Consider the following 26,094-nt stretch of genomic DNA (forward strand, 5'->3'; position numbering starts at 1 on the left):
CTTCAGCCCTGTTCCCAGGCCACAGCTGGTCTTTCCTGCTTCGGAACAGCTGAAGGTTCGCCGCCAGGACGGTTCCCCTTTCTATCCATTCCGCCGATCTCCCCAGCCTTCTCGATGGCCATTTTAGCGAAAATGGGTCCCGAGACTTCGTACACCAGCACGCTGAACATGATGATCGTGGTGATAGCCGCCGCGTACTCCGGTAGGAACTGCCTGACCAAGACGGACAGCCCAATGGAGATTCCCCCTTGGGGCAGCAGCGTAAAGCCCAGGTATTTGCTGACCGTTTCAGGAGCCCGGGTAACCGTCGCTCCCAAGCGGGCCCCCAGGATTTTACCGGCAGCCCGGGCGAAGATGTAGGCTAAGCCCATAGCGCCCACACCCGTGAGCACCCGCACATTCAAGCTGGCTCCAGCCAAGCTGAAGAACAGTACATATACCGGAGAAGCAAAATCGTTGATGGACCTAAAGACCCGGATAGAATGGCGCATCACGTTAACCAAAATGGTGCCCATCATAATGTTGGTGAGCAGCGCCGACAGCCCCAAAGCGTTGGCAAGCCCGGTGGCTACCGCTATGGCGGCCAGGGCGATACCCTGCAGTTCGTCCCGGTCGCCGGCCTTCCCAGCTGCCGCTGCCAGCAGCAGGCCCAACGCAGCACCGAGTGCCAGCGAGCCCGCGGTTTCCAGCAAGGGCTGTCCCAGCATGCGGGCAAGCGAGGCGTGGGCACTACCCGTGGCAAGCCTGGCTGCAGACATGGCGAAACCAAAGGCGATGATGCCGAAGATGTCATCCAGAGCCGCCACGGGAAGGAGCGTCCGGGTTACCGGTCCATCGGCTCGGTACTGCCGGATGACCAGCAGGGTTGCCGCTGGAGCAGTAGCCGCGGACATGGCCGCGATCACGATGCTGAAGGCAAAGGGCTGGCGGAAGATAAAATGCATAAGGCCGAAGACTATCCCAATCGCGCCCACTACCTCCAGTAGAGTAATGATCACGATGGACTTACCGAGCTTGCGCAGATCTGCCAAGACAAATTCGCTGCCGATGCTGAAAGCGATAATGGCCAAGGCCACCTCGCTGATCACGGTCAGGGCATCAAGGTCCTGCGCGGTGATCAGCCCGGTGAAGGAAGGGCCCAAAAACAAGCCCGCTACCAAGTAACCGGACACGTTAGGCAATTTGAACTCCCTAGCAACTCTCCCGCCCACCAACCCGATTGCTAGGACCAAACCCAGTTTTAACAGAACGTTCAAGGCAATCCCTCCCACTATCATGAACCTGCCAACCTGCGCGCTTTCCTTGTCCGGTGCCGGGCAAAAGAAAAAGCGCGTACCCTAGGCTAAGGCCTAGTGCTTGCGCTTGGTGTACTCCTATGGGGTTAGCTGACGGGTTAGGACGCCCAAGTCGCCCCTCTTGATGGCTCAAGATTCACCCCGAAACGTTGGGTCCCCCACTATCAGTATTCGGAGACTACATATTCAAGGATAACTCATTCTGCGAAAAATGCAAGGGTTTGCCGCCGTTGCTTCGAGAATATTACAATGCTATGATGAACGTAAGCTAAAGCGCACACTCAAGGGAGGCCAAATCTATGAAGTTTGAGAACAAGGTCTGCGTCATCACAGGCGGCGCCTTGGGCATCGGACGCTGCCTCACTCAGGAATTTGCCCGCCTCGGGGCCAAAGTGGCGTTTGTGGACATGGATGAAAAGGCGGGAAAGGAAAACCTGGAGCTGATCCGCAGCGCAGGGGGCGAAGCCCTGTTTTTCCATGGGGATATCGCGGAAGAGCAAACCCTGCGGGATTTTGTACAAGAAGTGGTCTCTACATACGGAAAGGTGGATTACTTGATCAACAACGCCTGCCTGTCCAAGGGAGGCATCCTCTCCGCCTGCAGCTACGCCGACTTCAACTACGTTTTGCAGGTGGGAGTCACAGCCCCCTACTTCTTGAGCCTGCTTCTGCTTCCCCACTTTAACGCGGGAGCAAGCATTGTCAACATCGCTTCCACCCGGGCCTTCCAGTCCCAAGCAGATACGGAAAGCTATACCGCGGCTAAGGGAGGGATCAGCGCCCTTACCCATGCCCTGGCCGCAAGTCTGGCCGGACGGGTGCGGGTCAACGCCATCTCACCGGGGTGGATCGACACAGGGGCGTACCATGATCCCACTTACACACCGAATTTCGATCCAGCGGATCTGCTCCAGCACCCTGTGAAGCGCATTGGCCATCCCCTGGACATTGTCCGGGCGGTTATGTTCCTGTGCTCAGAAGAAAACAGCTTCATCAACGGCCAGAACCTGATTGTGGACGGCGGCATGACCAAGCTCATGATCTACCATGGAGACCAGGGGTGGAGCTACAAACCAGAAAACGCAGACAAGTAAGAAGCGGCCATCGGGCCGCTTTTCCGCGAACAGAGCCCCGGAAAGGAGGCTGAACCTATGCTCCCTTCCGGTGCTGGCCTGTCAGCCCGCCGATCCCCGCTGCTGCCAAGGCCAAGCCGGAAGCAGCGACCTGCAGCTGAATATCGCTGGCCATGGCCGCCAGACCCAAGACAAAAAAGAGTCCCCCTGCGATCAACGACAGCCAGCCTATCAGCTTAAACATGGGCAAGCGGAGCTGTTGATAGGCGATTGAAAAGGTGACCAGTCCCGTCACGGCGATGCCCAGCTGGATATCTGACGCTATGGACAGGAAACCCGCTAGAGCGAAGAACGCTCCAAGAATCAGCAGAATCCACGACACCGCTTTCATACGTATACCCTCCTTAGAGCTGTGACCAATCAGCATCGTTCAGCCCATCCACCTGTCACACTCCAATTTGATGCACCCCAACCGACTGCTCGCCATCATAGACAACCGGATCAAAAAGGATAGAGGCTATTCATCCACAAAATAATCAGAGTCGATGCGCTTCACGGTGTACGTGTCTACAGTGGTAACGCCTAGATCATGCTCGATCATCAAAGAGGCCAGCTCCTCGCCATCAATCAGGACAACCCGTGTCTCAATGCTGCTGGCATAATCCTTAGCATCCTGTGTGAAATAAGAAGTGGTCAAAAGAACGCCACGCTTTGCCTTGACACCATGGAGAGCCCCCACAAATTCCTGCACCACAGGACGCCCAACAGGTCCCTCCCAACGCTTGGCCTGGATATAAATGGTATCCAGCCCCAACCTGTCCTGCTTGACTATGCCATCAATGCCGCCGTCTCTGGAACGGCGCAGCACCTCGCCCGCTTCCTTACGGGACCCTCCGTAGCCCATCTTCAGCAGCAGATCCACTACTAAAGCCTCGAAGAAGTCCGAAGAGCACTCCTTGATTTTCGCCAGTAATTCTTGGGCTAAATTCTGCCTGAGCTCCTCGACGATCTCTTCCAGTCTTTCCTCAGGCGTCTTGTCCTGCGCCAACGATGGTACTGGTCTGTCTCTCCTGGACGGTTGGTTCAGGAAAGCCCGAAAACTCTCATACTGCCGCAAATCTTCGTTGGTTAAACTCGTGGGGTTCGTCTGCAGGAAAGCTTGTCCCTCAGGTGTTATGGAGAAATAGCCCCGTTTGGGCGAATGAAGCAACCCAGCCTTAACCAGATAGGTACGGGCCCAACCCACACGGTTATCAATGACCTTCTGCTTCCCGCTGGGCAAGAGCTGTCTTCTCTCTTCGTCGGATAGACCGAAGTACTCAGCCATGGCAGCATAGGCCTCGTGAATTGAGTGAACCTTCCCATCACGTGCGAACCTCAGCAAAGGCAGCATAATGCTCTGATAATCCGGAATAGCCATCTTCCCTCACCCCTCGCCCCTTCTTGCACGACAGCCCATCGCCCGTACGGGAATGTCTTTGGCTGCCATTATTTATATCTTCACTCTTTTTAGGTCGTTTTCCTCCACCATTTTCGTGTTGAGACCATTGATTTACGTATGAAAAAACCCGCACCACCCAGGGGCGATGCGGGCTGTTCTCTTATACGTTGTAAGTGGTAGCTGAAGTGCTGCCGCCCTTGCCGGTCCAGTTGGTGTGGAAGAACTCACCCCGAGGCCGGTCGATGCGTTCGTAGGTGTGGGCTCCGAAGTAGTCCCGCTGGGCCTGGAGCAAATTGGCGGGCAGCCTGGGATGGCGGTAGCCATCGTAATAGGTCAGGGCTGAAGCAAAAGCGGGTACGGGGATGCCGTTGGTTAAGGCAGTGGCCACCACCCTCCGCCAGCTCTCCTGGCAGGCGTCGATCTGGGACTTGAAGAAGGGATCCAAAAGCAAGTTGGTGAGCTGGGGATCCCGCTCAAACGCCTTTTTGATCTCTCCCAAGAACACGGAGCGGATGATGCAGCCACCCCGCCAGAGCAGGGCGATGCCGCCGTAGTTCAGATCCCATCCGTAGGTTTCTGAAGCGGCCCGCATCAAGGTATAACCCTGGGCGTAGGAGACAATTTTCGAAGCGTAAAGCGCCCTGCGGATGTCCTCCACGAAAGCCTTCTTGTCCCCTGTGAACTCCGGCTTCGGCCCTGTGAGCACCTGGGAAGCTGCCACCCGCTCCTCTTTCAAGGCGGAAAGGCAGCGGGAGAACACCGCTTCGGCGATTAAGGTGAGGGGAATGCCCTCGTCCAAGGCCGAGATGGCCGTCCACTTACCCGTTCCCTTCTGCCCCGCGGTGTCCAAGATCTTCTCCACTAAAGGTGAACCATCTTCGTCTTTGTAGGCCAAGATATCCGCGGTGATCTCAATGAGGTAGCTGTTGAGTTCACCTGCATTCCATTCCTTAAAGACCTCATGCATCTCATCGGCGCTCATGCCCAGAAGTTCCTTCATCAGATGATAGGCCTCGCAGATCAGCTGCATGTCGCCGTACTCGATGCCGTTGTGCACCATCTTCACAAAATGGCCAGCGCCATCGGGTCCCACCCAATCAGCGCAGGGACTCCCATCTTCCACCTTGGCAGCAATGGCCTGGAAAATGGGCTTAATGTGCGGCCATGCCTGGGGTGAACCGCCGGGCATGAGGCTCGGCCCGTGCAGAGCCCCTTCCTCTCCACCGGATACCCCGGTGCCCACATAGAGCAATCCGTGTTCTTCCACCAGCTTAGTGCGGCGGATGCTGTCGGGGAAGTGAGAGTTGCCGCCGTCGATGATGATATCCCCCTCTTCCAGCAAGGGGATGAGCCTAGCAATAAAGTCGTCCACTGGCTGCCCCGCCTTGACCATGAGCATTACTTTGCGGGGCTTTTTGAGACTTGCCACCAGTTCCTCAAGGGAATAGGTACCGATGATGTTTTTGTCCTTGGCCCGGCCCTCAACGAAGTTGGTCACCCGCTCCGCGGTGCGGTTGTACACCGCCACGGTAAAGCCCTTGCTTTCCATGTTTAAGGCCAGGTTCTCGCCCATGACCGCGAGACCAATCAAACCAAGATCTGCTCTAGACACAGCACAACCTCCTCGTTATCTCTGAACCCTGGCGTTGCCTTCCCACACGGCCCAGACCTGAGCTTCGTCGGCAGGCTGGACATAGTCGGTTAAGAACGTGGTGGCCATGGCACCGGTGGCCCAGGCGAACTGAACCCATTTTGCCGATTCCCAGCCCCGGAGAATGGCGTAGAGCAAACCGCCCACAAAGCCATCCCCGCCGCCGATGCGGTCCAAAACGGTGATGGGCCTAGGTTCAACCACATGCCACTCATCGCCGGCCAAGAGGATGGCTCCCCACAGGTGGGAGTTCACATCCACAACTTCCCGCAGCGTGTTGGCGAACACCGTGGCCGCGGGGAACTTCTCCTTCACCCGGCGGATCATCTCTTTGAAGGACTCGATCTGGGCGCTGATCTCTTTGCCCCCCGCTTCCGGACCGGGGATATCCAAGCAGAGCTGATAGTCCTCTTCGTTGCCGATGAGAATGTCACTTAGGCTGGCGATTTCTTTGAACACTTCATGCAGCTCCTCTTCTCTGCCCTTCCAGAAGGAAGCCCGGTAGTTCAGGTCAAAGGAGATGCGGGTGCCGTGTTTCTTGGCGGTTCTGGCCACGTCCAAACAGAACTGGCTGGACTCGGGGGAAAGCGCGGCGATAAGGCCAGAGATGTGCACGATCTGCACGCCCTCTTCCCCAAAGATGCGCTCCAAATCGAAGTACTTAGCATCGAGGATGCGCCCTACTTCACCAGCCCGGTCGTTGTATACCCGGGGACCCCGCACCCCCCAGCCGCTGTCGGCGATGTTAAACTGATGGCGGTAACCCCAGGGACCGCCTTGGGGAATCTCAGGTCCCTCGAAGTCCATGCCCCTGCTGCGCAGGTTGCTTTTGATCAACTGGGCAATGGGACTGCCTTGAACAAAGGCTGTCAGTACCTTGACCGGCAGGCCCAGGTACGAAGAAATGCTGGCCACATTGGTTTCCGCACTGGTGACGTGCATGATAAACGTGTCGCTGGCGTGCACCGGCTGGCCGTGGAGCGGCGTGAGCCGTACACCCATGCTCGTGGGTACAAGCATCGCATACTTAGCATTCGAACGCAGTTCCATCCTGTACAAGTCCTCCTTTTGAAATGATCTAGCGAGAAAGGCCAAGGGACTCAAGATGACGGCCGATGTGCTCCATTAAGAACTGTTCGTACACCCCTTCCTTGGCTTTAAGCACAGCGAAGATCTGCGGCCCAAGCTCGGGATCGGTGAGCAAAAAGCCGTAGGTGATGTGCAGCAGCTGCCGGGCATCAGCGTTCTGCATCAGTTCCGGAAGCTCCGCATCGTCCAGCTCATCCAGGCTTGGCACCTTGCCAAGATCCAAGCTTACTTTGTAATAGGTGCGGGCTTGGTCCACCGTTTCCAGGGCCTTGCGGTGCAGGGCCCGGTAAAGCTTGGGATCCTCGGAAGCGATCACCCGCACAGCTTCCAACCAGTTAGTTCCGGCGGTCTTCAGGTGGTAGCCCGTCTCCCCAGCGTATTTCCCAATGATGGGAAAGATGCTGAACTTGTCGCTGCCGGAGTGAATGCTGACCTTGTACCCGAAATACCGGGCGATCAGGGCATGCACTGCGAACTCCCTTTCAAACTGCTCCACGTCTCCGATGTAATCGATCCCTTTTTCAAAATGACCGCAGAAGCGGGGAGCCAAAGAGCTCACCTTCACCCCCCGGCGGCGCAGTTCACTGGCGACGAAGAAGTGATCCTGGGGAGTTGTGGGTGTATCCACTTCGTCAATGCTGATCTCAAAATCGATGGCCCGCTCCTCCCGGGCGATGATGGAGTGATACACCATCTCCATGAAATCCAGAGCCCGGTAGTAGGTGAGCACCATGCGCTCGAAGCCCGCGGCACCCATGTGGATAGAAGTGCCGTCCTGCAGGGTATAGGTTTTATCCCGGTAGAGTTCCTCCAGCTGCCCCTTGAGCTCTGGAACTAGCCCCCGGTACTTCTCAGCAACCTCCTGGGCGCTGAGGCGGGCAACCTCATCATCGATATGCTCCGAGCAGTCCAGCGTGATCATGCTGAAACCCAGATCCAGGGCCATCTGGATATCCTCCACCTTCTTCAGGTGGTCGCCATCCGCGCCGAAACCTTCCGTGTAGCCTTCCTGGAACACCGCCCAAGTGGCCGCATCCAGCACCTGCCGGTAGGTGCGCCGGGTGAGATCAAGTTCCCGCATGGACTGCTGAGCCAGCACCGGGCGTGCAGTCGTACCCTGCACTGTTTTGATATGGCCGGGGGAAGCCAGACCCAGCCGATCCCCAAGGCCTAGGGAAATCCCTGTGGTGCCAAAGGCCTGGGGAGCGGTCCAGGGGAAGAGCCTGCGCATAACCTCAGCATTGGCGCTATTGAGCTCGGCCAGAAACACGTGGAAAGACCCCAAAACCTGCGCCTGCGCCTCAAAGGGGCAGTCTTCCTTTTCCGCAACCACAACCAAAAGCTTTTCTAGATCCTCTCTCACCATGAAGAACAGCTGGTTTTCCACCAAGCGGACCGAAGCGCTGTACACGCCCGGCGCTTCACCCCTCTGCAGTCCCCCAGCCAGGGACTGGAGATCCGCCGCCTGCTCCACTGCCTGCCTCCAACCTGTCACCGACATTCCTCCTTGTCTATACACCCTCAGCTAAAGTCTTTCTCCAAGGCCCACAGGCCCAGCGCTGGATTGCTGACATAAAACACCTTTTCCCCATCCACCATGTTAAAGCCATCCCTGAGCTTTTGGGGATCGTATTTGGCTACCGCCTCCTGGTACGGCAGGTAGTCGAAATACACGCCCTTGATCTCCTCCTCACTCAAATGCTGCACCGCATAGGTGATCTTGAAGCGGCCATCGGAGGAGCCGTGGATCAAATGGGCTGCCACCGAAAGGTTCTCGGAGAGCTCCTGGCTCTCTTTCACCAAACGGAGGATATCCAGGCGCTTTTGGTAGCCAAAGGCGCGGATCAGGCGGTCAATACCGGCGTCTTCCCCGAAGCTGCTCACGCCGGGGGCCAAGATGATCAGTTCCCCCCCGTCAGCGATGGCCATGCGGGTACGGTACACCGCCTTGTTCCCCAGCCAGGTGCTGCGGAATTCTGAGGGGTCCAGGTAGACCACCACTTTCTCCAGGGGCTCCTGGAGCAAATCCAGGTTTTCCTTCTGACTCAGAGCCACCGCCCCTTCAAAGACGGACCGCCCCCGGCCCACAAAAAGGCCCATGAGGGAAGTCTCCTCGCCCCTGGTCTTGCTCACGGTGAGGATGTAGGCCAGGGGGAGACTGCTCAGGAAGTGTTCTTCCGCGTAGTCAAACACCTTGCGCACCGGGGAATGGTCGCGGCCCATCATCCGCTCCATGCCGTACACCGCGCCCAGGAAGTGGGAACGGTCGATGATCTCCTTGCCGCCGCAGCCCACCACGATGTTCTTCGTGTAGTTGGCCATGCCCACCACTTCATGGGGTACCACCTGGCCGATGGAAAGGATCAGGTCATAGCCGCCTTCCACCAGCTCCCGGTTAACCTCCACGGCGATGGAATAGTCCACAAGACCCTCGGAAACCTCCCGGACAAACTCCCCGGGAACAACCCCTACCTTGGTCACGTCCGTGCGCCAGTTATGATCGATATACGCCTCCGGAGGAATCTCGGGGCCAAAGATACGGCTCTTCTCCTCCCAGGTCATGGGCTTGTGGGTGCCCAAGGCCGGCAGCACCTTCACCTCAGCGGGCTGCAGCAGCCGGTAGAGAATACTTGTGATGGGACCGGCTAGACTATGCCCCCTCGTCCCGTCGGGGGGAATGAGGAGCACCTTCTTGAGGGGCCGATCCACTCCCAGCAGCCACTCCTGCAGGGTGCTTTCCACTTGCTCCATATCTATGGGTCCCTCCGTGAGGGAATAGCTCCGCAATCGGCTCACCGCCCTTTCTTGAAATTAACGTCCGACAAATGCCCGGAAGTTCCCCTGGAAGAGCTGCTTGAGATCCCGTTCGATCTCTGCAGCGCTCACCTGCCAGCCGGTTGCCCCGAGATCTGCGTATTTCTCCAGCAGGACCCGGCCGATGATCTCCCGGGAATGATCCCATTTGTAAATCAGATGCTCCAAAACCCTGGCATCGGAATGCTGCGGGATGAAAGAGAGGCCCAGGGTCTCCACACGCAGGGCGGTGATCTCCTCCACCAGGCTGGGATTGTTCAAGAACCACCAGCAGCCAAAGACCAGCAGATTCCGGTATTTGCGCGCGGTGATGGCCAGCTCATGCTGGTTTTCCCGGGAGAGCATGGTCACCAGGAACTTGTTCTCAGGATACTCTGAACACAGCTGTTCCACGACGCCGATTTCCGCCTTGCCCACCGAGTCCCCCGCCAGTTCCAACCCGGGGTTCACCAGCTTCTTCACGCCGATCATCATGGCAAAGGGAATCCCCTGCTCCCGGCAGACCGGCAGGATGCACTCCTTCAGCACTCTACTTCTCAAGGAGTTATCATCCACTGTAAAAGTGGGAGGCAGCGAGGCCGCCATGTACAGGGCGTCGATCTTCTCCACCCAATCTGTGAGAAACCTGCGAACTTCCGCGGCCGAATTCCCGCCGAAATCACCAGTTACATTATACCCTTCCCCCTGGAGCACCTCAGCCGCCGCGGGAAAGTTCATCAGTAAAGGATCAATGCGCAGGGACGATTTGAACCTGGGATCCCCAGCTGTGCCCCGCTTCCAGACTGCCCTTTCCTGGGGGTCGAAGGGATCGTTGGTCATGACTATCTCCTTAACGCCCGCCAGCTTAAACACCTGGTCGATCTGCCCCTGCAAAGTCAAGCCGCGGTAGTACTCTCGATAGGCTTCCAAGGAGCGGCTTTTCACATCCAGACCGAGGCGGTTTAAGATGGTGAGCACCCCCCGCTGGGCTTCGCTCACGGGCGAACGGTCCAAAAACAGAGTCTGCCACACCAGCTCCGCCTGCCGAGCTTTGGGCAGCCGGAAAAACTCCCGGTAATCCAGGGAACTGTAGCGGAAAAACTCTGCGATCAAGTAATGGTAGGTCAAAATCTCATCAATGCCCCAGAGCAAAAGACCGTCGAAATCCGCCGGAAACAGGTGCGTGTGCACATCCACAATTTCCAAGTTAGCCAGCTGCTCGTCGATGATTGCCTTTAGTTCAACCCGGTTCATCTCACTCCACCCCTTCTCGTTAATTAAGCAAATAGCTCTCTCAACACTAGAGTTGCTGCTCCCACCGTGACCGAATCGGCGCCTAGACCCACCGGCTCAATGGCCAGGCTGGGCTGGGCCACATGCAGAATGCGGGCCTCCACGATCTCCCTGATTTTGGGCAGTAGGTAGTCGATGACGGGGAGGATGTCTCCGCCAATGAGTACCTTGGCGGGATTAAGGATGTTGATGGTGTTGGCGATGGCCGCCCCCAGATAACTGGCTGCCTCTTCCCAGAGCTGAACGGCCAGGGGATGACCTTGCCTGGTGGCCTCGACCAGGTGATGGAAGGTCAAGTGATCGGGATCAGTATCCACCAACTCCAAAAGACTCCCGCCATCTCCCCTCTTGAGAATCACCCGCATTTTTTTCAGGACTGCTTCGATGGACGCCACCGTTTCCAGGCAGCCGTAATTACCGCACTTGCACAAACTCCCGTCGGGAACCACGGTGGTGTGGCCGATTTCACCGGAGCTAAAACCCGCACCGGTGAAGGGCTGGCCGCCCAAGATGATCCCAGAACCGATGGATTGGCCCACCTTAACTCCCAAAAGATGCTGCACCCCGCGGCCGCTGCCGAACCAGTACTCCCCCAGCACCATGGCCCGGGCGTTGTTTTCCATGCGCACAGGCAGGCCGCAGTGCTCCCCAATCAGCTCAGCTAACGGCACATTGCGCCAGCCAATGGCGGGGGCAAAGAGGCTTACGCCCCTCTGGCTGTCCACCATACCATGCATGGCCACTCCAATGCCTGCCACCTGTATACCGCGCCTTCCCGCTTCCCGCAGCAGCTCCTCAATCACCGCCAGGATCTTCTCCTGGATGGGGGTCTTCCCCTCATCGGGTACATAGGCAACCTCTGCCCTGGCTGTGATCTGAGCCCCGAGATTAACCAGCACACCCGCGACAAAGGTGGTTTCCACCGCCACGCCCAGGACATGCACCGCCTCTGGTACCAGCCTCAGGGCAATGGGTTTGCGCCCCAGGTCATTCTGGCCTTCGCCCATCTCCTGCACCAGCCCCGCCTCGATGAGGGCAGCTGTAATCCGGGTGATGGTGGAAGGATGCAGGCCGGTAAGGCGGGCCAGCTCGGCGCGGGAGATGGATCCCGCTTCCCTGATCAAGCGGAGCACCAGCCTCGGGTTAGCCTCCTGTAATACCGGCAGGCTGCCTAGAATCTCCACTTAACTTTTCTCCCTCTCAAAAAAGATTTATTGCCTCACGCAACATCTTCTCTTTCGGAGGGACAATTCCTGCTGTGGAATCCCGAAATTATGCCCCATTTTGGGACAAAAAAATGCCCCTAAACTTCCCCTTCATTGCGCCGTGCAACTTAACTGCAGAGGGATCGAGCAGCTCAAGCCATCTTCCATTGAACATGGATGGACAGTGGTTTATCATATCGTCAAGGAGCCATTGGTCTACATTTGATGGGCGAACGCCTTAAGGGAAAGGTGGAGAGCGGTGCTTTTTGGAGTGACAACCATGACCTTTTTCTACCGTCCAATTCTGGAAGCAGTGGAAATCATCGCCAGGTGCGGCTTTGACTGCGTGGAGATCTGGGCAGACCACGCTTGGGACGAGCGGGACGGGGCCAGCAGCGCCGAGCTCAAAGCGGCACTGGCCAAGCACAACCTTAAATCCACTGTACACTGCCCCATTATGGACATCAGCATCACCAGCCCCAACCGGGGTATCCGGGAGGAATCCATCCGGCAGACCCTGCGGGCCATTGATCTCGCCAAGGAACTGGGCTCCAGGCTGATTGTGATCCACCCCGGCAGTAAGTTCTCCCGCCTGGAGCGGAACGATGCACACTGGAACTACCAGGTGGATTCCATGGGAAGAATCCTGGGCTACGCCAGGGAGCAGGGCGTGCTGGCCGCGGTGGAAAACATGGACAGCGACAAAGAGGTGGTATCTGTCAAAGACTGGGGTGACTTAGAACGCCTGTTTAGCGACGTGGGCAGCATAGAACAATGGGTAACCCTCGATGTCACCCACCTGCGGGATACGGATAGGATCCTCTCCTTCATCGCAGGGGCCGGCTCCCGCATCGCCCATGTCCATCTAAGCGATGCCACAGCAGAGCAGATGCACCTGCGCCTCGGCCAGGGCTCCCTGGACCTGCCGCGGATCGTCACCGCCCTCCGGGACGCTGGCTACCGCGGAGTCTGGTCACTGGAGTGCTTTATCCCCGACAACAACGAAGAGAAACTCAGGGAAGAACTGGCCAAGGCCCAAGCCCTGTTCAGCTGAAAAACGACCCTTTTCTGGCAAAAGAAAAGCGGGCATCACCCCGGTAGCACGGGGAGATGTCCGCCTTGGGGCTGGGCCACTTCACTCAGCCAGTTCAGGAATCCTTTTGATACGGGGATCAGTGAATATGTCTGAAGCGTCATCGCTGCTGGAGGAGAACTCAGAAACAATGGCTCCCTCCGGACCTGCCTGGAACCAATGTAAGGTGTTGGGGGGAAGAGTGTACTGCTCCCCCGGACTTAGGACGATTTCGTGCCACACCGTGTAATACTTCTCATCTCCAGCTGGCGGCCTCACCTGGGGATTAGGCGTGGGCTCGCCTTCCACATAGAGGTAGACCTTGCCGTAGCGGCACCGAAAGGTCTCCTCCTTGCCCGGTTCGCCGCCGACGCGAGGGGGATGCCGGTGTTCAGGGCAGGTCTGATGGGGAAAGAGAACTAACTCTTTGGCGCAATAGCGATCTGTATTCACATAGGTCAGCAGCTGCAAGCCTGTGCGCTCAATGTCCCCCAATCCGAAATCGGCGATTTCCACCGTGGAAAACTCTTCGTCGGTGATGACGATGTTGGCTTTGGCTAGAAAATCCCTGGTCCTGGCACGCAGCTTTTGAACAGTTTGCTTAGCCAGCAATGCTTGGCCTCCTTTGCTTGCGGAATCTCCCAAATTGGCGGCTCATTGCAAAATGAAGAGAAAAGTGGAACCTTCCTGGACATAAGGATACCACATCCCGTCGAAGGTTTGAACATCTCGCGGCGTTCGCAAGTTTACACAGCTCGTGAAATGGCACATCACTACATAAAGCCTCACCCATGGTTAGGTGAGGCTTACGTGTTTAGAGCACATAGCTTTCCAGGGCTTCCAGGTCTTTGATGATGATCACCTTGTTGCCCACAAGTTCGATGTAACCGAGTTCTTTGAACTCTCCGAGTTTCCTGGTGATGGTTTCTCTCCTGAGGCCAGAGTAATTGCCCAGCTCCTCCCGGTTCATGGAGAGTTCCAGACGGATGCCCTCCTGTGTCTCCTGACCGATGCGCTTGGCCAGTTTGAGCAAAAGCCCCGCGGTCTTCATGGAGGCGTTGCTGGTGGCCAGGCGCTGAATGAGGTCTTCCGCCCAGCGGATGCGCTCGAAGCTCTTCACCAAGACGCTGCGCAGCACCACCGGCGAATCGTAGAAGTACTTGTCGAAGGCCGCCTTGGGAATCACCACCACCTTGCAGTCGGTGAGGGCTTGGCCGATGTAGCGGTAGGGAGTCTGGACCAGCAGATTGAGGCCGCCCACGAAATCGCCATCGCGGTAGATGTAGAAGATCTGTTCCTCACCGTCCATGGTGTTCACAAAGATCTTCATCTGACCCTGGTAGATGAGGTACATGAACTCAGGGGGATCTCCGGTTTTGAAGATATACTCCCCCTCCTTGATATCCGCCAGGATCACCTGCTGCAGCACATCTTCCACATCTTCTTCAGCCAGGTCACCAAAGAGGGGCAGGCCCCGCAGCACAGAAAGCAGCGCCGATCTACCCAAATCCGAGGCTGCCTTGTCCCTGCCCTGGGTGAACTTTTCCTGCTTCTTCTCTGCGTAGGCTTGGCGCTCTTCCCTGAGGCCCTGGGCAAAAATCTTGTTGGCGTAAACCTCCAGCTCCTTGGCCTTCTGCTTATCCATGGGCTCCACTCCCTCCAGCCGGTAGGGCAGACCCAACCGGGCATATTTCTCCACCCCTGAAGTATGGTAGGGGAGGATTTCAATGCGGTCCACCCGCTTCCAAATGGGCCTGATCAGCTCAATGAACCTGCGCATGGACTCTTCGTTATCTGTAAACCCTGGCACCATAACGTGGCGCACCCAGATCTGCCCCCGAAAGCCGTTCTCCTCCAGATCCGTGAGGAAGTTCATATAGGCGGCGAAACCATCAACGGCGGTGAGCTCTGCAAAGGATGCCCGGTCAAAGGCCTTCACATCCAAAAGGAGCGTATCCACCAGGGGCAGGATCCTCCTGTAGTACCTGGGATCACCAAAGCCAGAAGTGTCAACACAGGTATTGTAACCTTCCCGCTTAAGAATTTGCAAGCAGGCGTGGAGAAATTCCCCCTGCAGCAGGGGTTCGCCCCCCGAGAAGGTGACGCCCCCTTCTTCCCCGTAATAGGAGCGGTAGCGCTCCACCGTTTTGAGCACCTCTTCCGGGGTGAGCAGCTGACCTCCCCCCCGCCTTTGGGTATCTGGATTATGGCAGTAGGCGCAGCGCAGGGGACAGCCCTGGAGAAAGAAGATGGTCCGGGTTCCAGGGCCGTCCACCAAGCCCATGGTTTCAATGGAGTGTACGAAACCGTGCATGGCGCCTCCTACACCGCCTCGTGGAATGTGCGGTTGATCACATCCAGCTGGTGCTCCCGCTTCAGGCGGTTGAACCGCACGGCATAGCCAGATACCCTGATGGTGAGGTTGGGGTACTTCTCCGGATGCTCCATGGCATCCAACAGCAGCTCCCGATCGAGGACGTTCACATTGAGGTGGAACGCACCGCGGCCGAAGTAGCCGTCCATGATGTTGGTGAGATTGGTGACCCTCTCAGCCATGTTCTTACCCAGGGCACTGGGCACGATGGTAAAGGTGTTGGAAATGCCGTCCTGGTTGACCTGGCGGTAGGGCAGCTTGGCCACGGAGTTCAGGGAGGCCAAAGCGCCCAGTTTGTCCGCTCCGTTCATGGGGTTAGCCCCGGGGGCAAAGGGCTCGCCCTTCTTGCGTCCATCGGGGGTGGCACCGGTCTTCTGGCCGTACACCACGTTGGAAGTGATGGTGAGCAGGGACAGGGTATGCTCAGCACCGCGGTAGGCTGGATGCCGGCGCAGAGCTTCCATGAAGTACTGGTTGATTTCCACCGCGATCTGATCCACCCGGTCGTCATCGTTGCCGTAGCGGGGGAACTCTCCCTCCACCTCGAAGTCCACGGCGATACCGTACTCATCCCGGATGGGCTTCACCTTGGCGTATTTGATGGCCGACAGGGAGTCGGCGGCAATAGACAGGCCCGCCAAACCAAAGGCGATATACCTGTGGACATGGGGGTCGTGCAGCGCCATCTGTCCTGCCTCGTAAGCGTACTTGTCATGCATGTAGTGAATGGTGTTCATGGTGTTCACGTAAACTTCAGCCAGCTGGTCCATGACCTGCTTGAAGGAAGCCAGAACTGTCTCGTAATCCAGCACTTCCTGGGTGTTCCTCTCGATCCCGGGCAGGACCTGTACCGGCGCTCCGGTGTTTTTGTCCCGCTTCAGCTCGTCATAGCCGCCGTTGATGGCATAGAGCAGCGCCTTGGCCAGATTGGCCCTGGCCCCGAAGAACTGCATGTCTTTGCCCACCCGCATCGCGGAGACGCAGCAGGCGATGGCGTAGTCGTCACCGTAGATGGGCCGCATCAAATCGTCGTTTTCGTACTGGATGGAGGCGGTTTTGATGCTCATGGCCGCGCAGTATTCCTTAAAGGACCGGGGCAGCTCCGTAGACCAGAGCACGGTCATATTGGGCTCCGGAGATGTTCCCAGGTTGGTGAGGGTGTGCAGGAAGCGGTAAGCGGTCTTGGTCACCAGGGGCCTGCCGTCTTCACCCATCCCGCCAATGGCCTCCGTGACCCAGGTGGGGTCGCCGGCAAACAGCTCATCGTATTCCGGTGTGCGCAGGTGGCGGACCAGGCGCAGCTTGATCACCAGCTGGTCAACGAGCTCCTGGGCAGCCTGCTCGTCCAGGATGCCCCTTTGGAGATCTCGTTCAATGTAGATGTCCAAAAAGGCGGTGTTCCGGCCCAGGCTCATGGCCGCACCGTTGTTCTCCTTGACCGCAGCCAGGTAAGCGAAGTACAGCCACTGTACAGCTTCCTGGGCGTTTTGCGCCGGGCGGCCGATATCAAAACCGTACTTGGCCGCCATGGACTTCATAGCCTCCAGCGCCCGGATCTGCTCGGTCATCTCCTCCCGCAGCCGGATGATCTCTTCGGTGGCGGGGCCGGTGAGGTTCGCCTTATCCTGCTCGCGCCTTTCCTTGAGGTAGTCCACGCCATACAGGGCCACCCGGCGGTAATCGCCGATGATTCTGCCCCGCCCGTAAGCATCGGGCAGGCCGGTGAGCAAGCCCGCGGAGCGCACTTTGCGCATCTCTTGGGTGTAGGCGTCGAAGACACCTTGGTTATGGGTCTTGCGGTATTCATTGAAGCGTGCTTCCATTTCCGGATCCATCTGGAGACCGTAGGCATCCAGGGAGTTTTTGAGCATGCGGAAGCCGCCGTAGGGGTTCATAATCCGCTTCAGGGGCTCGTCGGTCTGGAGACCAACAATGATCTCCTTGTCCTGATCAATATAGCCAGGGGGGAAGTTGTCGATCCCGCTGAAGCGCTCCAGATCCACCTTGATGGTCTTGTTTCTCACCTCTTCTTGGATCAGGTCATTGACCCTGCTCCAGAGGCTGGCCGTTCTAGCTGTGGGTTCCGCCAGGAAACCCTCATCGCCGTAGTAAGGAGTATAATTGCTTTGGATAAAGTCGCGCACATCGATGGTCTCGCACCAGCGGCCTGGCTTAAATCCTTCCCAGGCCCGGGCCATTTCCGGGCGCCCAAATAGGTTTTCCCGCATGTTCTATCACCTTCCCAGCAAAAAGCTTTGCCCACTCGCAGGCAATGCTATTCTAACCGTTAATCTAGGAAGGCGCTGTGACGCGGATCACTTTTTCAACTTTTTTTGATGAAGGAAACGCTCACTAACTGTAAACTCTCCGCAAGGGCAAAAAAGCTGCCCTGCGATCTGTCTGCATCGCAAGGCAGCCTGTTTGTGCTTGCCTTAAGCACCCATCGCCCCAAAGCCGATCCGGGGGGGCCTTCAGCAGCTCCGCCACATCTTGATAGCCCTTGAGGCTGCGGATATCTTCCTCCAAAAACAGCTTAAAGGGATGCTGTCCCAGGCTCTGACCACACCCTCTCCGCCAGCGCCAGCTGGGCCCGCTCAAACAGGGAGCGCACCAACCGGCCGTTGGCGAAGGTCTCACCTTGGCTGCGGTGCAGCGCCTTGAGAAGGTTCTGCAGCTCCTGGGCGGCGGCGGGCGCCAGTCCATAGCCACCCTCCCGGCAGAACTTGAGGAAGATCTCATAGAGCTCGTCGGCTGTGTAGTGGGGAAACTTGATCTGAAACTGGATGCGGGAACGCAAACCCGGGTTCATCTGCAGGAACTCTTCCATTTCCCGGCCGTAACCGCTGAAAATGACGGTGAGACTATCCCGCTCATCTTCCATCTTCTTAACCAAGGTAGCCACCGCCTCCTTGCCGAAATCGGTGGCGTAGCCGCCGTTGAGGCTGTAGCATTCGTCGATGTAGAGCACTCCCCCCCGGGCCCGCTCCACCACTTCCGCCGTCTTCTGGGCTGTGTGGCCCACATACTGCCCCACCAAATCTTCCCTGGCCACCTCCACCAGGTGCCCCCTTTCCAGAAGCCCCAACTCCTTGAGGGCCTGTCCCACCAAACGGGCCACGGTGGTCTTGCCCGTGCCCGGCGGGCCGGAAAAAGCCATGTGGGTGGTGATGGGCTGCGTAGGCAGTCCCTGCTCCCGGCGCCTTTGCTGCAGATGGACCAAGGCCAAAAGCTGGCTCACCCGAGCCTTTCCTTCCTCCAGACCCACCAGTCCCTTCAGCTCAGCCAAGGGGTCCTCCGCCCGCTTGGCTTCCGCCGTGACCCGGGTCTGGAAAGCGGGCCGGAAGTGCTGGGCCTCAAGAGAGGCAAAACGCCTCCCTTGGGGAGGAGCTTCCCCGGGGGACATGAAGTAGTTCATCATGGCCTTGTCCACCAGCTTTTCCACGGTGCGCATATTGAGAAAACGGGGCTGCTTCTGCTCCTCCTCCAGGCGCCGGCGCAGCTCCGCGGCGGCCGATTCTGTGAGCTTGAACCTGCTCCTCGCTGCGTATTTCCGCGCGTAGGCCAGAAAGTGCTGCCAGCTGTAGGCGGGGATGGAGATTCTCAGCTGAATCTCCTGGGCAAATTCCAGCTTCTCTAGGAGCGGCTCCCCACCCGGGGTATCAATCCCTAAAATCATGGTCCTTTCTTGGCTGAGCCCTTTCAGCTGCAGCCAGAAAATCTCCAGCAGTGGATTGGGGCCGTGGCCGCGACCGGGGACAAGCCCTGGCCCCAGGGGAATATAGAGCGGAGATCCGGCAGGGGCCTGGGCCAACCCTTCCATAGTCTCCAAGGTGAGCGTGTACAGGGGTCCAGCCGCCAGCCCACAGCCATTGAGCAGTTTGGCCAGGAGCTGGGCGATGCGCTTCTTACCGCCCCCCGGCGGTCCTTCGATCACGCAGTGCAGCTGCGGCAGATGCCGCAGGTGATGGCGCTCGCGGTGCGCCTTGATATTCTGCAGGGTGCGGGCTATCGTCAGCAGCTCTTCCCTAACCCCTTCCATCCCCACCAGGGACTTCAGCTCCCTGGCCACCTCGTCCCAAACCGGGGGCTCAATCTGGACTGGGACAGCTTCCAGCGCGGCGCGGCTTTTCAGAACGCTGATGGTCAACACTCCCCTCACATATTACCGTGCTTGAGTGTACGCTCTGCACAAAAAAGCAGGGACGTGGCTGAACCCCAGGCGGAGCAGCGCTCCGCCCAGGGCCACGCACCTGGTCTTCCACGGCATGCAGCCAGCTGTCGGAAGCCTGGATCCTCAGGAATCAGTATACCAATCCGAATCAGACCAATCCGCTTCGGGCCAGGGGTCCTCCTCGCACCAGCCCCACTCCTCTTCAGGGTGGAGGGGGTATCTACTGTGGCTGAGCCGCCGGTTTTCCCTCCGTTCCCGCTCTTCCCAGTAGTCCAGCCAAGGGGTTCGGCTCCCGCTTGCCTCGCAGTTGCGCTTCAGGCTCTCCACGACCAGCTTTTCGTAGGTCTGCATACTAGATGCCCATCCTCCCTTGCGGTATGAACTTAGCCATCGATACCTGCCCCGGGCCGCCTATCCCGCAGCCCGTCCTCCGCCTTTCAGCCGTTGAAGATAGAAGTTGTCCTCCTCAGCAGCTCTCCCCGCTCGCCACTCTTCCCGGGTGATGGGCCGCACCTCCGAAACTCCATTGGCCTTCACGCCGGGCATGTGCTTGGCCAGCAGCAGTACATCCAAACAAGTACTCTCCGGGCCCGTTTCCAGATACCTGGCTACGCTGATCTCCCTGCCAATGCCCACGTGTCCGTACCGGCACACTACTCGCCAGTATTTCCGTCTCAACAGAGCACCCCTTTGCTTGGATTGTTCGCGGCAGTCCTTCTCCGTGGCGAAAAGAGTCTTCAGCCTGCTCCTGGGAACACTCCGAAGGCCGATCACCTCCTGATCCGCTCTGTTTTCAGGACAAAGGTTGAGGCGGTTTTGTTTTGCGCTATTTGGCTGTCAAGGTGCGTAAGGCTTGTCCACGGTTTTGACGAAAAGAAAACGAACTTCTCCTGCCGTGTAGAAAAGTTCGTTTTGCTCCGGATTTCCTAGGTTTGATTTCGCATGGTTTTTATGCTTTGCCGTACAAAAAGCGATGTGGTTATACCATAAAAAGGGAGCGAAAGTCAAGGAGGTATTTTTGCCATCGGCCAGCCGAGGGGCCCTTTTCATCAGTTAGGCCGGGGAACGCCCCATCCACATCACCCACCCAGACTCAAGATCTTCCGCCAAACCCGTTCATGCACGGGAATGCCCAGCCGCAGGTTCTCCTCCCGCACCGCGCGGCGCCGCTGGCCGGGATAAACCACCCGTCCCCCTTCCTCCAGGGGCTCGGAAGCCAAAAGGTCCGCCAGTATCTCTTGGGCGATTTCGCCCGCACGGTCAGGGGGCACGATGCGGGTATAATCTATGGCAATAAACACCTGGGAGACTGCGGCATCTCCTCCGTATTTCCTCCCAATCATGGCCGTGGAGTTGCCGGCGGAAAAGGCTGCAGCAAAGAGGTCCAAAAGCAGGGCCAAAGCGGAACCCTTCCAGTAACCCATGGGCAGGATGCGCATGGTTTTCAAAACCTGCTCGGGATCGGTGGTGAGCTCACCCTGTTCATCATAGCCCGCGGGCAGGGGCATCTGCCGCCCGTCGAGTTTGGCCAGCTCCAGTGCCCCGTAGGAGAACTGGCTCATGGCCATGTCTACGACCACCGGCCCTTCTGGTCCCGGGAAAGCCAGCATCAGTGGATTGTTGCCCAGGCGCGGGTCGGCACCTCCCCACGCCGGCATATTGGGAAACGTATTGGTAAAGCAGATGGCAGCCAGACCCTGGGCACACGCCCTTAAACCGTAGGTGGCGGCCCGCATCCAGTGGTTGGTATTGCGCAGGGCCACAAGCCCGATCCCATACTCCCGGGCCAGTTCCACCGCGCGATCCATGCAGAAGAGGGCATTGGGCACCCCCAGCCCCATCTGCCCATCGTAGCGCTCTAGAGCGGCAAACCGTTCCACCAAAACGGGCCGTCCCTGGACATTGACCCAGCCCCGGTCGATGTTGCGGATCAACCAGTAAAAACGGTTGACCCCGTGGCTGTACACACCTTCCAGGGAGTTGGTGGCCATCTCCCGGGCCACCTGCTCGGCCAGATCCTCCGGGCACCCCCGGGTCAAAAGCACACTGCGCAAAACTTCCTGCACTTCCCCAAAGGGCACGCGCATCCCAATCCACCTCCAGAGATTTTCTGCTGCCTCCTTAGAATAATCCCTTTTTGTCTAATTCGACCCCCTATCCTGCTTTCTTTAGCCTTGCCCGAAAGCCCGCAAACAGGAATCGGCCGGCCCCTTGCGAAAGATAAGCTAGAGAAGGGGTGGGTAGCATGGCGCAAAAAATCCTCACTGTTCCCGAAACCATCACGGAAGAACTGGATTATTACCCTGTAGGCAATGAATGGATTGCCCTGCCGGAGGTCAACCAGTTCGGAAAGGTGGAAAGCTTCAACGTGATCAGCGAGTACCACAAGGGTATGCTTGAGGTTAGGGGAGGGGCAGACCCGCTGCTGGCCCCCTACCTTACTGTGGACGGCGAGGTGCAGGAATTAACTGATCTCTCCTGGACACGGCTGGAAGATTGGATTCCCCGCTTCACCCTCGGCGGTTCCGGCTGGAAGCTGGAGGGGACCGTGTTCTGCCCCAACGGCCGGCGGGGTTTTGTCTATCTTCTGTCTGTGACCAACACCGGTCCCACCAAGCGAAGGTTCACTTTAGGCTGGAGGGGCAGCTGGGGCAGCACCCTGTTCACAGCCTTCAGCAGCAGAAGGTCCCTGGGCAGCAATCTTGCCTGGTACAACAGGTGGACGCGCACCCTAACCTTTGAGCACAGGGCGGGCCTGCCGGTGGCCGCCTGGGCCCTGGGGCTTTCCCAGCCCCTGGCGGAATGCCAGTGGGAACTGGGCGGCGGTCAAGGTGAGGAAGAAATCACCTCCGCCCCGGGGAAAACCATCGATTTCTCCTTGGGGAAAAACGTGGAACTGCTGCCCGGGGATAGCTTCCAGCTGGCCCTCTATCTGGCAGCCAATCGGGAAGCGGATGGGGCCAGCACCTGTGTGGTGGACCTGCAGCGCCGCGGGTGGAGCAGCCTTTTGGAAAGCCACCGCAGCTGGCTGCAGGCCAAGCGCCCCGTAAAGCAGATTCAGGGAAGGGCCAGTTACTTAGCCAATCTCAACGGGTTTTTCAGCTGCTTTTTCGCCCGGGCCAAGTGCATCGACACAGAAAACACCGTGCTCATGACCACCCGCAGCCCCCGGTACTATGTGAGCGCAGCTTTTTGGGCCCGGGATGCTTATCTCTGGAGCTTCCCCGGGGTTTTACACATCGACCAGGAAGTGGCCAGGGAGTACCTGGAGTTGGGCCTGACCCGCTACTGGCGGAATCTCGCGCACCACGCCCTGTATATCGACGGAACCGAGCTTTACCCAGGCTTCGAACTGGATGAACTCTGCTCCTGGTTCCTTGCCCTGGACCAGTACCTGAGGGAAACGCGTGATTGGGACTTCCTGGATGAAAGGGTGCTGGAAGCCTGCTGGGATTTCCTGGAGAAGCTGGAGGCCTGTCGGGGCCAGCTTGGGCTCTACAAAACTTTCCTCTCCCCCACGGATGATCCCGTGGACTATCCCTACCTGACCTACAATAACGTTCTGGTCTGGAAGGCGCTCCAGGTGTCCGCCGGTGTACTGGAGAGACTCGGCCAAAGGGAAAAGGCGGAAGAGGTTCGATCTGAAAGCACCGCCCTCCACCGGCGCATCCAAGAACTCTGCATCACCGCTGGACCCCTGGGGCCCATGTACGCCTGGGCAGTTAACGACCGGGGGGAAGCGCAGCTTTTGGACCAGCCCCCGGGCAGCCTGCAGCTTTTGGCCTATTACGGTTTCTGCAGCCAGGATGATCCCGTCTACCGCAACACGGTCCAGTGGATTCAGTCCAGCCACAACCCCGATTACATCTCCGGTCGCTTCAGCGCTCCGGCTTGCGAACACGCTCCCCATCCCTGGGTTTTGAGCCTCTGCTACGAGCTGATCGGCGGAGATAGGGAGAAGGCTTTAGGACAGCTGCTGGCGGCGCCGCTGGACAACGGCATCGCCTGTGAAACCATTGATGCGGAAACGGGTCGCGCCAAAACGGGGGCCGCCTTCGCCACCTGTGCCGGCTTTCTCTCCCACAGCCTGTTCCTGGCCCTTCAGGAAGGACTTCCCGCAGCAGTGGAGTAAAGCGTTAGAGGCAGAAGAAAACACACTAACGACGTAGGAGGATTGCATGAAGGGACGCAGATACATTCTCTTTGACCTGGATGGAACACTCAGCGATTCTGGGGAGGGCATTGTGAACTCAATAAGCCACGCCCTTAAGCACTTCGGCCTGGAAGGTGATCCCCAGATCCTGAGGACCTTTGTGGGTCCGCCCCTCATGGATTCTTTCCGGCAGCACTTTAACCTCCCGGAAGAACAGATCACCGAGGTCATCCGCATCTACCGTCAGCACTACCACGATCATGGCTTTTACCAAAACGCGCTCTACGAGGGCATTCCCGAGCTCCTGGCCGATCTGCTTAAGGCAGGCAAGACCCTGGCCGTGGCCACCACTAAAGCAGAGGTCTATGCCCACAAGACCTTGGCCTACCTGGGTATTGACAAGTTTTTCCCCAAGGAGTTGGTGGTGGGCGCCCATTTGGATGGCACCCGCTCCAACAAGGGAGAGGTGATCGCCACCGTCCTGGAGCGCCTGGGGGGCGGCACGGAAGATAAGGTGATGGTGGGTGACCGCAAGTTTGACATCCTCGGAGCCAAGGCCAACGGACTCGATGTCATCGCGGTCACCTATGGCTTCGGTGATCGGGAAGAGATCGAAGCCCACGGCCCCACTTTGATTGTGGATTCGGTTCAAGACTTGAGAAAGCTGCTCCTGGGATAAAAGCAAGCCACACTCAGCCCTGGGGCAACCGTCTCAGATACGTTACCCCCTGCCCAGCTGACTCTTCCGGGCTGGGCAGGGGCAGATACTCGAGGCCCAGTGACCCCCTGTAACCTGCGGCCGAAAGCTCCCTGAGTAGGCTGGGGAAATCCAGATGCCCCCAGCCTGGGGCCAGGCGGTTGCTGTCAGCCAGATGTACATGGAAAAGGTATTCAGCGTACTGGCGGATGGGTCCCATGAGACAAGCTTCTTCGATATTCATATGAAAGGTGTCCAAAAGCAGGCCAACCTGCTTTGAACCGAATTGCTCGATAAAACTCACCGCTTCCGCCGCAGTGTTTAGGAAATCCGCCTCATACCTGTTGATTGCCTCTACACACAGCTGGACGCCGCATCTTTCTGCCTCTTCCAGGCAGCACCGGAGTGAATCCACCACATGCCTGTATGCCGCTTGGCGCCCCTCTGCTGCGGAACCCAGCCGGCCCTTGATGGTCCCAATGATCACCTTCGCCCCTAAGATTTGAGCAAGTTGGATGTGAGCCTTAATGCGCTTAACAGCTTCGGCGCGAACCGCCGCATCTGAACAGGCAAAGCTGAGGCCATCCAGGGTGTAGGCCTGGCCGGTGCCCAACGTGGAAACCTGGAGCGACGTTCCCTCGAGAGCCTGGACAAGGCTGCCCAAATCCAGTCCCTTTGGGTCTCGCACATGCAGCTCAACCTGGCTAAAGCCAAGGCGCTGCGCTTTTCTGATCTGTGCGGTAAGATCCCCCTGAAATACAATGGGCGCTCCCGGCGAGCGCACATCCGAAATGGTTATGCTTAGTTCCATGTTTCACCTCATCAACTTTCCTAATTTGCCAGCATTGAGACTACTGGAAGGGTGATCATGCTCAGCAGTGTGGTGACAACTAGCGCTATCACGGCAAACTCGCCGTCCCCTCCGAATTTCTCAGCCAACACAGGCGTACTAGCCATGCTGGGCATGGCTGCCTGCATGAGTGCCACGGTGCGAATAGTGGGACTCAGGTCAAAGGGCAGCATGAGGATATAGGCCAAAAGGGGCGAAACCAGCAGCTTACACAAACAGACTAAGATCAAGTCCTTGCTTAAGACCTTGGAACCCTTCTTTACGCCACATAAAAGGTATCCTGTGATCAACATGGCCAAAGGCACAGTGGCGCTGCCCATGGTCTGGAGGGGAACAAGCGCCACCGAAGGTATCTGCACCTGTCCCCAGTTCAGCAGGATTCCCAGAACAGCACTGATCAGCGCAGGGTTGATTAGGCCCAGCCAGTGCTTTTTCTGTATGGGACCGCCCTGCAGAGCAAGAATGGCCACTGAACAGAAGGCAATCGTCACTCCAACATCGTACAACACCGCATAGGCCAGCCCCACTTCACCCAGGACAGATACGATCACGGGAAAACCGATGAAGGCTGTGTTGGGCATGGAACAAAGGACTGCAAAGGTTCCCCGGCGCTCCTTGGCAACTAAGTTCATCCTCCCGAAGAGATTGGCGATAACCATCATGCCTAGGATGACAGTGAGGGACAGAAAGGGCAGTACAATCCCAGAAACAAGGCTTTCCCACGTAATATCCGTGGTCATGGAAACCAGGATGAGGGCGGGGAGAGCAATGTGCAGCATAATATCAATCACGGAATCCTTCGCTTCTGCCCGGAAAATCCCGGTGTATCTGGCGATAACTCCAAACAGGGCCAAGGAAAAAACCATCAAAATCCTCACAAAGATGACAGACGGGGCGATAGAGATTGCCATTTCCCTCTCCAATCCATGGCGTATTC

Annotated in this window: 22 protein-coding genes and 1 riboswitch; of the genes, 4 read left to right on the forward strand and 18 right to left on the reverse strand. The window is 57.9% G+C overall.

Going from position 1 to position 26,094, the window contains the following annotated elements; genetic code table 11:
- Positions 1–2: 2 nt before the first annotated feature.
- The gene (locus tag ACE4YL_RS03130) at positions 3–1,256 is read right to left on the reverse strand and encodes a cation:proton antiporter (RefSeq protein ID WP_461357924.1); all 1,254 of its coding nucleotides are present in this window, start codon (positions 1,254–1,256) and stop codon (positions 3–5) included.
- Positions 1,257–1,354: 98 nt separating this feature from the next.
- Positions 1,355–1,482, reverse strand: a riboswitch (cyclic di-AMP (ydaO/yuaA leader).
- 112 nt (positions 1,483–1,594) lie between these two features.
- On the opposite strand from ACE4YL_RS03130, the gene ACE4YL_RS03135 reads away from it, so the two are divergent.
- The gene (locus tag ACE4YL_RS03135; protein ID WP_461357925.1) at positions 1,595–2,389 is read left to right on the forward strand and encodes an SDR family oxidoreductase; all 795 of its coding nucleotides are present in this window, start codon (positions 1,595–1,597) and stop codon (positions 2,387–2,389) included.
- Positions 2,390–2,444: 55 nt separating this feature from the next.
- Here ACE4YL_RS03135 and ACE4YL_RS03140 read toward each other — a convergent pair whose 3' ends face one another.
- From ACE4YL_RS03140 to ACE4YL_RS03175, 8 genes are all read right to left on the reverse strand, one after another.
- Complete coding sequence (locus tag ACE4YL_RS03140) at positions 2,445–2,759, reverse strand: hypothetical protein (protein WP_461360552.1); 315 nt, start codon at positions 2,757–2,759, stop codon at positions 2,445–2,447.
- A gap of 126 nt (positions 2,760–2,885) precedes the next feature.
- The gene (locus ACE4YL_RS03145; protein ID WP_461365136.1) at positions 2,886–3,788 is read right to left on the reverse strand and encodes a restriction endonuclease; all 903 of its coding nucleotides are present in this window, start codon (positions 3,786–3,788) and stop codon (positions 2,886–2,888) included.
- Between the two features lie 181 nt (positions 3,789–3,969).
- Positions 3,970–5,421 (reverse strand): decarboxylating NADP(+)-dependent phosphogluconate dehydrogenase, encoded by a 1,452-nt coding sequence (gene gnd / locus ACE4YL_RS03150; protein WP_461358492.1) that lies wholly within the window; start codon positions 5,419–5,421, stop codon positions 3,970–3,972.
- A gap of 15 nt (positions 5,422–5,436) precedes the next feature.
- Entirely contained in the window at positions 5,437–6,510 is a 1,074-nt protein-coding gene (locus ACE4YL_RS03155; RefSeq protein WP_461358491.1) for a sugar kinase, read from the reverse strand.
- A 28-nt stretch (positions 6,511–6,538) separates the two neighbouring features.
- On the reverse strand, positions 6,539–8,044 hold the full coding sequence (locus ACE4YL_RS03160) for a tagaturonate epimerase family protein (RefSeq protein ID WP_461358490.1): 1,506 nt from the start codon (positions 8,042–8,044) through the stop codon (positions 6,539–6,541).
- 26 nt (positions 8,045–8,070) lie between these two features.
- Positions 8,071–9,300 (reverse strand): nickel-dependent putative hexonate epimerase, encoded by a 1,230-nt coding sequence (locus ACE4YL_RS03165; RefSeq protein WP_461358489.1) that lies wholly within the window; start codon positions 9,298–9,300, stop codon positions 8,071–8,073.
- Between the two features lie 60 nt (positions 9,301–9,360).
- The gene (locus ACE4YL_RS03170) at positions 9,361–10,596 is read right to left on the reverse strand and encodes a glucuronate isomerase (protein WP_461358488.1); all 1,236 of its coding nucleotides are present in this window, start codon (positions 10,594–10,596) and stop codon (positions 9,361–9,363) included.
- Positions 10,597–10,619: 23 nt separating this feature from the next.
- On the reverse strand, positions 10,620–11,819 hold the full coding sequence (locus ACE4YL_RS03175; protein WP_461358487.1) for an ROK family transcriptional regulator: 1,200 nt from the start codon (positions 11,817–11,819) through the stop codon (positions 10,620–10,622).
- A gap of 301 nt (positions 11,820–12,120) precedes the next feature.
- On the opposite strand from ACE4YL_RS03175, the gene ACE4YL_RS03180 reads away from it, so the two are divergent.
- Positions 12,121–12,894 (forward strand): sugar phosphate isomerase/epimerase family protein, encoded by a 774-nt coding sequence (locus ACE4YL_RS03180; protein WP_461358486.1) that lies wholly within the window; start codon positions 12,121–12,123, stop codon positions 12,892–12,894.
- 81 nt (positions 12,895–12,975) lie between these two features.
- On the opposite strand, the gene ACE4YL_RS03185 is transcribed toward ACE4YL_RS03180, so the two are convergent.
- The 7 genes from ACE4YL_RS03185 to yiaK form a co-directional block, all read right to left on the reverse strand.
- A complete protein-coding gene (locus ACE4YL_RS03185; protein WP_461358485.1) occupies positions 12,976–13,524 on the reverse strand; it encodes a D-lyxose/D-mannose family sugar isomerase in 549 nt (182 codons plus the stop codon).
- A gap of 202 nt (positions 13,525–13,726) precedes the next feature.
- The gene (gene pflA / locus ACE4YL_RS03190) at positions 13,727–15,226 is read right to left on the reverse strand and encodes a pyruvate formate-lyase-activating protein (protein WP_461358484.1); all 1,500 of its coding nucleotides are present in this window, start codon (positions 15,224–15,226) and stop codon (positions 13,727–13,729) included.
- 8 nt (positions 15,227–15,234) lie between these two features.
- Complete coding sequence (pflB, locus tag ACE4YL_RS03195; protein ID WP_461358483.1) at positions 15,235–17,514, reverse strand: formate C-acetyltransferase; 2,280 nt, start codon at positions 17,512–17,514, stop codon at positions 15,235–15,237.
- A gap of 305 nt (positions 17,515–17,819) precedes the next feature.
- A complete protein-coding gene (locus tag ACE4YL_RS03200) occupies positions 17,820–19,433 on the reverse strand; it encodes an AAA family ATPase (RefSeq protein ID WP_461369198.1) in 1,614 nt (537 codons plus the stop codon).
- Positions 19,434–19,580: 147 nt separating this feature from the next.
- On the reverse strand, positions 19,581–19,808 hold the full coding sequence (locus tag ACE4YL_RS03205; RefSeq protein ID WP_461358481.1) for a hypothetical protein: 228 nt from the start codon (positions 19,806–19,808) through the stop codon (positions 19,581–19,583).
- Positions 19,809–19,868: 60 nt separating this feature from the next.
- The gene (locus tag ACE4YL_RS03210) at positions 19,869–20,135 is read right to left on the reverse strand and encodes a hypothetical protein (protein ID WP_461358480.1); all 267 of its coding nucleotides are present in this window, start codon (positions 20,133–20,135) and stop codon (positions 19,869–19,871) included.
- 401 nt (positions 20,136–20,536) lie between these two features.
- The gene (gene yiaK / locus ACE4YL_RS03215) at positions 20,537–21,544 is read right to left on the reverse strand and encodes a 3-dehydro-L-gulonate 2-dehydrogenase (RefSeq protein WP_461358199.1); all 1,008 of its coding nucleotides are present in this window, start codon (positions 21,542–21,544) and stop codon (positions 20,537–20,539) included.
- A 158-nt stretch (positions 21,545–21,702) separates the two neighbouring features.
- Here yiaK and ACE4YL_RS03220 point away from each other — a divergent pair, with 158 nt between their 5' ends.
- Positions 21,703–23,589, forward strand: coding sequence for a glycoside hydrolase family 125 protein (locus tag ACE4YL_RS03220; RefSeq protein ID WP_461358198.1), 1,887 nt, complete (start codon positions 21,703–21,705; stop codon positions 23,587–23,589).
- 46 nt (positions 23,590–23,635) lie between these two features.
- A complete protein-coding gene (locus ACE4YL_RS03225; protein ID WP_461358197.1) occupies positions 23,636–24,289 on the forward strand; it encodes an HAD hydrolase-like protein in 654 nt (217 codons plus the stop codon).
- Between the two features lie 13 nt (positions 24,290–24,302).
- Here ACE4YL_RS03225 and ACE4YL_RS03230 read toward each other — a convergent pair whose 3' ends face one another.
- Together ACE4YL_RS03230 and ACE4YL_RS03235 are read right to left on the reverse strand one after the other, a co-directional pair.
- Positions 24,303–25,118 (reverse strand): TIM barrel protein, encoded by an 816-nt coding sequence (locus tag ACE4YL_RS03230; RefSeq protein WP_461358196.1) that lies wholly within the window; start codon positions 25,116–25,118, stop codon positions 24,303–24,305.
- 20 nt (positions 25,119–25,138) lie between these two features.
- A partial coding sequence (locus tag ACE4YL_RS03235) for an AEC family transporter (protein ID WP_461365500.1) occupies positions 25,139–26,094 on the reverse strand: 956 nt, incomplete at its 5' end.

It is taken from the genome of Candidatus Darwinibacter acetoxidans, assembly GCF_041936445.1.
Taxonomy (GTDB): domain Bacteria; phylum Bacillota; class Limnochordia; order Darwinibacteriales; family Darwinibacteriaceae; genus DTU010.

Bases quoted from the DNA above. Each gene is read 5' to 3' on its own strand.
- ACE4YL_RS03220 (WP_461358198.1), top strand. From the start codon at position 21,703: ATGGCGCAAAAAATCCTCACTGTTCCCGAAACCATCACGGAAGAACTG.
- ACE4YL_RS03155 (WP_461358491.1), bottom strand. From the start codon at position 6,510: ATGGAACTGCGTTCGAATGCTAAGTATGCGATGCTTGTACCCACGAGC.
- ACE4YL_RS03165 (WP_461358489.1), bottom strand. From the start codon at position 9,300: ATGGAGCAAGTGGAAAGCACCCTGCAGGAGTGGCTGCTGGGAGTGGAT.
- ACE4YL_RS03145 (WP_461365136.1), bottom strand. From the start codon at position 3,788: ATGGCTATTCCGGATTATCAGAGCATTATGCTGCCTTTGCTGAGGTTC.
- pflA (WP_461358484.1), bottom strand. From the start codon at position 15,226: ATGCACGGTTTCGTACACTCCATTGAAACCATGGGCTTGGTGGACGGC.
- ACE4YL_RS03135 (WP_461357925.1), top strand. From the start codon at position 1,595: ATGAAGTTTGAGAACAAGGTCTGCGTCATCACAGGCGGCGCCTTGGGC.
- ACE4YL_RS03170 (WP_461358488.1), bottom strand. From the start codon at position 10,596: ATGAACCGGGTTGAACTAAAGGCAATCATCGACGAGCAGCTGGCTAAC.
- pflB (WP_461358483.1), bottom strand. From the start codon at position 17,514: ATGCGGGAAAACCTATTTGGGCGCCCGGAAATGGCCCGGGCCTGGGAA.
- ACE4YL_RS03225 (WP_461358197.1), top strand. From the start codon at position 23,636: ATGAAGGGACGCAGATACATTCTCTTTGACCTGGATGGAACACTCAGC.
- ACE4YL_RS03180 (WP_461358486.1), top strand. From the start codon at position 12,121: ATGACCTTTTTCTACCGTCCAATTCTGGAAGCAGTGGAAATCATCGCC.
- ACE4YL_RS03205 (WP_461358481.1), bottom strand. From the start codon at position 19,808: ATGCAGACCTACGAAAAGCTGGTCGTGGAGAGCCTGAAGCGCAACTGC.
- ACE4YL_RS03230 (WP_461358196.1), bottom strand. From the start codon at position 25,118: ATGGAACTAAGCATAACCATTTCGGATGTGCGCTCGCCGGGAGCGCCC.
- yiaK (WP_461358199.1), bottom strand. From the start codon at position 21,544: ATGCGCGTGCCCTTTGGGGAAGTGCAGGAAGTTTTGCGCAGTGTGCTT.
- ACE4YL_RS03140 (WP_461360552.1), bottom strand. From the start codon at position 2,759: ATGAAAGCGGTGTCGTGGATTCTGCTGATTCTTGGAGCGTTCTTCGCT.